The organism is Streptomyces sp. GbtcB7, from assembly GCF_019091445.1.
Lineage (GTDB): Bacteria > Actinomycetota > Actinomycetes > Streptomycetales > Streptomycetaceae > Streptomyces > Streptomyces mirabilis.
In genome coordinates, this window is sequence record NZ_JAGXJM010000095.1 from 1 (window position 1) to 7,440 (window position 7,440).

The 7,440-nt window shown below is 68.9% G+C and carries 6 protein-coding genes; 2 read left to right on the forward strand and 4 right to left on the reverse strand.

Translation table 11 applies throughout. The annotated features are described in order from the left end of the window. Window positions 1-736, forward strand: a 736-nt coding sequence (locus KVT44_RS55020; RefSeq protein ID WP_217576714.1) for a CoA transferase, incomplete at its 5' end; no start/stop codon positions are given. A 219-nt stretch (window positions 737-955) separates the two neighbouring features. Continuing rightward, the gene (locus KVT44_RS55025) at window positions 956-3,400 is read left to right on the forward strand and encodes a SpoIIE family protein phosphatase (RefSeq protein WP_217576716.1); all 2,445 of its coding nucleotides are present in this window, start codon (window positions 956-958) and stop codon (window positions 3,398-3,400) included. Window positions 3,401-3,547: 147 nt separating this feature from the next. Here KVT44_RS55025 and KVT44_RS55030 read toward each other — a convergent pair whose 3' ends face one another. The 4 genes from KVT44_RS55030 to KVT44_RS55045 form a co-directional block, all read right to left on the reverse strand. Further along, window positions 3,548-3,901 carry a DoxX family protein gene (locus KVT44_RS55030; RefSeq protein WP_217576719.1) on the reverse strand — a complete coding sequence of 118 codons (354 nt, stop codon included), beginning with the start codon at window positions 3,899-3,901 and terminating at the stop codon, window positions 3,548-3,550. Between the two features lie 203 nt (window positions 3,902-4,104). After that, window positions 4,105-5,226, reverse strand: coding sequence for an oxygenase MpaB family protein (locus tag KVT44_RS55035; protein WP_217576721.1), 1,122 nt, complete (start codon window positions 5,224-5,226; stop codon window positions 4,105-4,107). A gap of 215 nt (window positions 5,227-5,441) precedes the next feature. Next, the gene (locus KVT44_RS55040) at window positions 5,442-6,185 is read right to left on the reverse strand and encodes an SDR family oxidoreductase (protein ID WP_217576723.1); all 744 of its coding nucleotides are present in this window, start codon (window positions 6,183-6,185) and stop codon (window positions 5,442-5,444) included. Next, the gene (locus tag KVT44_RS55045) at window positions 6,182-7,225 is read right to left on the reverse strand and encodes a phosphotransferase family protein (protein ID WP_217576725.1); all 1,044 of its coding nucleotides are present in this window, start codon (window positions 7,223-7,225) and stop codon (window positions 6,182-6,184) included. The genes KVT44_RS55040 and KVT44_RS55045 overlap by 4 nt, the downstream gene beginning before the upstream one ends. Between the last annotated feature and the right edge of the window lie 215 nt (window positions 7,226-7,440).

The window sequence follows — 7,440 nt, forward strand, 5'->3', positions numbered from 1 at the left end:
CGGCGCGCTGCACGCCATCGCCCCTCCGGGCGGCGACCCGGTGCCGCCGGTCAACCTCGTCGGGGACTTCGGCGGTGCCGGCATGCTGCTCGCCCTGGGGCTGGTGAGCGCCCTGTTGCACTCCCGTGCGACCGGCCGGGGGCAGGTCGTCGACGCTGCCATGACCGACGGCACCGCCCTCCTGCTGTCCATGACGTACGGATTCCTCGCCGAGGGAACCTGGCGTGACGAGCCGGGCGTCAATCTGCTCGACGGCGGAGCCCCCTACTACAGCGCATACCGTTGCTCGGACGGCAGGCACATCGCCGTGGGAGCGCTGGAACCCCAGTTCTACGCCGCGCTCCTGCGGGTTCTCGGCCTCGATGAGGACCCGGACTTCGCCCATCAGGCGGATCCCTCGGCATGGCCCGCCATGCGCAAACGGCTCACGGCGATCTTCGCCGCGCGCTCCAGGGACGACTGGGCGAAGACCTTCGACGGTCGGGGCGCCTGCGTGACCCCGGTGCTCTCCCTGACCGAAGCGGCCGAGCACCCCCACAACATCGCGCGCGGCACACACCTGTCGCACGCGGGGGGCGGTCATCAGCCGGCGCCCGCCCCCAGGTTCAGTGTTTCTCCGGCTGCTCCACCGGTCCCGGCACCGGCGATCGGCGCGCACACCGACGAGGTCCTGGGGGCTGCCGGACTCGGGTCCGACGACCTGGAGGCCCTCCGCCAGGAGGGTGTCATCCGATGACCCAGGCGCCCCTCCGAGAGCTGGAAACCGCTCCCGCCTTCACGCGTGACTTCACGGCCATGGCAGTGATGCCGCTCCACGCCATCGCCAAGTCACCGGCCCCTGAGCCACCGGTTGATACCGCGCGTGGGCGGCACCATGCTGGAAAGTGCATGCTTAGTATCAAATTTTCACAAAGCATGATGTAGCGGTATCGGTATGACACCGAAGTGAGCAGTAATGGACAGCGAAGTCTCCTGGCACGAAGACGACAGCAGTCGCACTCGTGAGTTGGTCACAGGTGTGGTGTCGGTCGATGCCAAGGGCATCGTCACCATGTGGAACGCCGCCGCTCAACAGCTTCTCGGCCACCCGCCCGGCGACGTTGTGGGGCGTGCCGCTGCCGACCTGCTCGCCTCGGGCCTCCCGGCGTCGGCCCGAACCTGCCTGACCGCTCGTACCGAGTGGAGCGGCACTCTCTCCGTACAGCACCTGGACGGCCGCCACGTCGACCTCGCACTGCGAGCCTTCCCGCAACGGGATGCCCACGGAGATGCCGGCTGGGTGCTGATCACCGAGAAGCCTCACACCGCCATGGAGAGGCCTGGCCTGAGAAACACCAGTGACGCGTTGCGGGACTGGACGCTCTCCCAACTGCCCATCGCGGTGAGCATCCACGACTACGAGGGACGGGTGACCGTAGCCAATGTCGAACTGCTGCGTCTGCTGGGCATGCGGGAGGAGACGCTCCTCGGTCACCGCTTGGACCAACTCCGCGCCGGACTGCTCTGCGGCGACATGGCCAGGGCGGTCTTCCAGGTGCTCCGGACGGGGGAGCCGGTCCACAAGGAGGTGTCCACCCGTTCCCCCGGCGAGACCCGTCCACGCACATGGTCCCTGTTGGTCTCGCCGCTCAAAGACCCCACGGGCCTCGTCCACGGCGCCTCCACCGCGGCACTCGACATCACGGAGACGGAGCGGGCCCGGTGGCGACTGGACGTGGTGAACGAGGCGAGCATCCGTATCGGCACCACCCTGGAGGTGGTGCGTACCGCGGAGGAACTGGCGGAGCTGGCCGTCGACCGGTTGGCGGACTTCGCCGCCATCGACCTGCTCGACCCGGTCTACAGCGGAGAGGAGCCCAAGCCCGGTGGACCCGCGGATGCCACCGCGATGCGCCGTGCGGCCAACCGGTCCGTCCTCGACGGTTGCCCCGAGGCAACCTTCAAGCCGGGTGAGCTGAGCCTGTTCCAGGAGGGATCACCGCTGCTGCACTCACTGGCCAGTGGCCGGGCCACCCGCCACAGCAGCACTGGTCCAAAGTTCCCCGACTGGCTGGCGGAGAATCCGCGCCAGGCGTCCATGGTCTCGACCTTCGGCCTGCACTCGGTTCTCCTGGTGCCGCTGCGCGCTCGGGGGACTCCCCTGGGCTTCGGGCTCTTCGCGCGACATCGCAATCCCGAGCCCTTCGACGACGACGACCTGCTGCTGGCCGAGGAGATCACCGGCCGGGCGGCGGTCTGCGTCGACAACGCGCGCCGCTACACCCGGGAGCGCAGCACCTCCCTGACCCTTCAGCGCAGCTTGCTCCCCCATCAGGCGCCCAAGGAAGCCGCAGTCGACGTGGCCTCGCGCTATCTGCCGACCGGTTCACAGGCCGGCGTCGGCGGCGACTGGTTCGACGTGATCCCCCTGTCCGGCGCCCGAGTCGCCCTGGTCGTCGGCGATGTCGTCGGCCACGGCATCCATGCCTCCGCCACCATGGGGCGGCTGCGTACAGCGGTACGCACCCTTGCCGACGTGGACCTGCCACCGGATGAGCTGCTCACCTGCCTGGACGACCTCGTCCTGCGCCTCGACCGTGAGGAGGAATGGGACGGCGACGGCAGTCGGCCGCAGGCCGCCGGGGATGTCGGCGCCACCTGCCTGTACGCGGTCTACGACCCTGTCTCCAGCCGCTGCACCATCGCCCGGGCCGGCCATCCTCCACCCGCCCTCGTCAGCCCCGACGGCACCGTCGAGTTCCCCGACCTCCCTGCCGGGCCGCCGCTGGGGCTGGGCGGTTTTCCCTTCGAGTCGGCCGTGCTCGATCTGCCGGAAGGCAGCCTCATCGCGCTGTACACCGACGGCCTGGTCGAGGCCGCCGACCAGGACATCGAAGTCGGCATCGAGAAGCTGCGTCGTGCGGTCGCCGCCCCGGGACGAACTCTGGAAGAGATCTGCGACGCCGTGCTCGGCCAGCTCCTGCCCGACCGCCCCACCGACGACGTCGCTCTGCTCATCGCCCGGACCCACGCACTGGACTCGTCCCACGTCGCCACCTGGCAGCTGCCCGCCGACCCGGCCGTCGTCGCCGTCGCCCGCAAGCAGGCGGTGGAGCGGCTGTCCAGCTGGGGATTGGAAGCGGCCGCCTTCGTCACCGAACTCGTCGTGAGCGAACTGGTCACGAATGCCATCCGTTACGGCGGCGCCCCCATCCAGCTCAGACTCATCCGCGCCCGCACCCTCATCTGCGAGGTCTCCGACGCCAGCAGCACCTCACCGCATCTCCGCCGAGCGCGCGCGTTCGACGAAGGCGGCCGAGGCCTCCTGCTCGTCGCACAGCTGACCGATCGCTGGGGGACCCGCCACACCGTCGACGGAAAGACGATCTGGGCCGAGCAGACGCTCCCCCAGGGCCTCTGAACCCCTTGCGGCACTCCCGACGGCTGGTGATCCGCGAGTGCGCCGTCACAAGGAGATGCCGATTCCGAGTATCCCGCGTCCACCGCGCGGCTCCTACCAGTGACTTCGTCCACCGATGGTTCCGGCGTTCGGCCCGTCCGGGCGCCATCAGGCAGTGGCTGCCCGAAGAACCACATACGCAACGTCGACCAGCGCGAGCACCACGGCAGGAGCGAGCACCTTGCCCGGGTCCTTGGCTCTGGCGTGGACTGCGGCGGCACCGATCATCAGCAGGACGAGACCGGTGCCGGCCGCGACACCCAGCCATGCCAGCCACAGGCCGATGACCACTCCCGCGGCTCCCAGCACCTCAAGCACACCGATCGCCCGGTACAGGCCGGGCGAGACACCGAGATGGTCCGCTTGTTCCGTGGTCTTGGTCTGACCGGCCGCCTTGGGCGCGCCGGCGGCCAGATAGACCAGAGCCAACAGGACGGCAAGCACGGCGGCGGTGATGAACATCGCTGATCTCCCAGGATCTGTACAACAAACGACAGCGGATTCAGACATGAGTGAGAGGCACCGGAAGCCGAGTCATCGCACACGAGCGCTGCGGCGCCTCGACCAAGCCCGGCTGCTGCCCTGACGGACCCAGGAATCAGCACCATGCTCTCTGCAGGACACAACGGCAGCCGACCACGGGCGCGACGGGCTCACCGGACGGATCAGGCAAGATTCTGCTGGTAGGTGGTCGCACCCTCGGTCAGGTCCACCAGGAATCGTCGGACGCCGATGTTCTCCTCCAGTGCCTGCTGCCAGGCTTCCGGCGACGCGCGCTGCCAGCGCCGCGTCTGTGCGTTGCGTTCCGCGAGGAGATCGACCAAGGGTACGAGGTCCGTTTGCGCGATGCCCAGTTGGTCGCAGAGCTGGTCACCCAGGATGCGGCGGGCGAAGGCGGCGACGAGGTCCTGCGTGAGTGGCAGCGGCGTCTTGAGCGCCAGCTCCGACAGCATCCGGGTCACCACCTCCAGCAGCGAGGAGCTGAGAGCGACCGCGTTCTCGTCGGGAGAGTCACTGACCGCCTCGATCGCGTGGTACCACTCCCCGGCCTGCTGGTGGTCGACAACGTCCCGGTAGAAGACGGGGTCGACGCCCATGAGGTGTGCGACGTAGTGCCAATGCCGGTACAGGCCGAGCAGTTCCTCGTCGGTGAAGGTGACGCCCAGTTTCTCCAGTGCGATGAAGGGGCTGTAGGTGAAGTCCAGCCAGGTGCGCGCCACGTCGGCCTGGTTGATCGGCACGCCCAGAGCGCCCGTGTCCCAGCCATGTCGCATGTTGGTGGCCCGCACCCGGGCGTGCATCAGCCGTACCTGCACGGTGTCGACATAGCCGGGGGCACCTGGCAGCATGCCGCCCGGCAGGGTGACGCTGTTGAGCCACTTGCCGGTCTCCTGCAGCCGACGCTGCGTGGTGTTGACCAGCCGGCCCGTACCGGTGAGGACGCGCGCGATGCGCGGTGTGCTGTAGCCGGGCAGCAGGGAGCCGACTGACAGGACGATCTGGGTCCAGAGCGGCTCGACGGAGAGGAACGCGGTCTCCCCGGCGGCAAGCCGTTCGGTATCGACCCAGTCCGGGGTGGCCTCGCTCTCGCGCAACAGGGCGGCGATCGCTGGCGGGGCATCGGCCAGTGAAGCCAGCCCACCCCGCAGCCCCTCGTTCAGGAGACGCCGACCGGCCGCTCCGAACTCGTCCAGTTCGACGATGACTGCGTCGGCGACAGGGTCTCCGACGTGCAATGACTGTTCGATGAACGCCGTGCGCCCATCCGCTACCGATTGGGTGGTCATGGTGGCTCCCATGGGAGATTCGGAGTGTTGACCCGCGTGCTCTGGCCATCGCCGCAGGGTGCCTCACATCATAATCACCTAAGCTACTGTGATTATGCAAAAGGTCAAGGTGTCGGAGCCGAACTCTGAGGTCGTTTCTCCACCGCAACGACGGCGGGGCGCCGCCTATGGCAGGGAGGGGTTCCACGCCCGCCTCGCCGGGACGGAACGAGATCTCATGCCCGCCAGAGCTGCGAGCCCGCGCGGACGACGGGGATCTGCGGCACGACGGCGTGGGCGGACATCCGGGTGAGGGCGAGGACGAGTTCGGCGAGGTCGCCGGTCGTGATCATTTCGGCGGGTGGGATGCGGTCGTGCATCCAGGCGCTCATGTCGGTGTCCACGTAACCCGGGCAGATCGCGGTCGCCGTCACCCCGTCGGCCGACGCCTCGGTGTTGACGGCTTCGCACAGGGCGATCAGAGCGGCCTTGCTCGCGCCGTAGGCCGCGAGGCCGGGCTCGGGGGCGGAAGCGGTGATGGAGGAGATCGCGATGATCTTCGTGCCGCTCAGTGGCACCTCCTTGGCGGTGGCCCGCAGAAGGTCGATGCACTCGTCGATGAGGGTGAAGGGCGCCCGGACGTTCACGGTGAACTGCTTGTCGAACCGCTTGAGTGGATAACCTCCAAGCGGTGCCGACGAGCCGACGCCCGCGCTGAGCACCAGGGCGTCCAGCCGGCCGAAGGCGGCGCGGTGGACCTGGGCCACCCGCCGGACGTCGTGCTCGGCAGCCATGTCGGCCGAGGCCACCTCCACCCGGCGTCCGAGGCCGCCGAGTTCGGCGGCTGCCTCGGCCAGTGCCGCCGGGTCTCGGCCGGTGAGGGTTAGGTCATAGCCTTCCTGGGCCAGTCGCCGAGCGACCGTTCTCCCGATGCCCCGGGTGGCACCGGTGACCAGCGCCGCCCGCGGGCCGCCAGTCATTCGGCACCTCCGTCACGGCCCAGCGATCTCAGCCCGGCCTGTACCAGCGGGATGACCGAGGCACCCGCTCCAGCGAAGCTGTCGTCCATCGTCACGCCCGCCAGATGCCGTGTGTACACGCCCTCCGCGATCACCGCGATCTTGAAGTAGGCCAGAGCCAGGTAGAACGGCAGGTGGGTGAGATCCCGGCCGGTCAGCAGAGCGTAGTGTTCCGCGAGTTCGAGCTGGGTGGGGAACTTGGGGTCGGTGGCCGCGGGGCCGTCCAACAGGGCGTCGACGGCCGGGTTCCGGTAAGCCAGGAACATACCGAGGTCCGCGAGCGGGTCGCCGATCGTCGCCATCTCCCAGTCGACGACGGCGAGTACCTGGCCCAGGTCGTAGTGGTGCAGGATGACGTTGTCGACCCGGTAGTCCCCGTGCACCACGGCGGCGGCGCTCTCGGACGGGACGGACGCTTCCAGTGCCCGGAACAGCCGGTGCAGCGAGGGCAGCGGCCGGGTTGCCACCAGATCCCATTGTTCACGCCAGCGGTTGATCTGCCGCTGGACGTAACCCTCGGGACGGCCGAATTCCGCGAGCCCGATGTTTCGGTAGGGGACGGAGTGCAGCAGCGCGAGTTGTGCGACCAGTCCGTCCGCGCACTGTTTGAGCTGGTACGGGGTGAACTCGCCGGTGTCCTGGCGGGTACGCAGCACGCGCCCGTCGATCCGGGACACGACCGTGAACGGAGCACCGATCACCCGGTCGTCGGAGCAGTACGCGACGGTCTCGGGAACGGCGACCTCGCTGCGCCCCAGAGCCGACATCACTCGATACTCACGGCCCACGTCGTGGGCGGAGGGGGTGAGTCCGCCGAGCGGTGGCCGACGCACGATCCAGTCGGTGTGCCCGTCGGTCACGTGATACGTGAGGTTGGAGCGGCCGCCCTGGATAGAGGTGGCGTGCAGCGGCCCTTGGCGGTCCGCGATATGGGAATCGAAGTACTGCTCAAGGGCAGGCATGTCGAGCCCGGGTGGGCTCGACATGACGGAGCTGTTCATATGCGGGTCCTCAGGTTCGAAGGAGCTCTCGTCGTACGGAACCGGGAAGCCGCCGGAGGAGGTGCCGGGCAGGCGTCGACGCGGTGGGGAACCCGCGCTCGTGGTCGGGTCACCGGATGCGCCCGGGCCCGCGGCCGGTGGTCACCGGCCGCCTGTCCGCTTGGCGAGGGCGCGGCCGAGGGTCTCCCTCATGGACTCGGTGGGGCCGCCGCAGA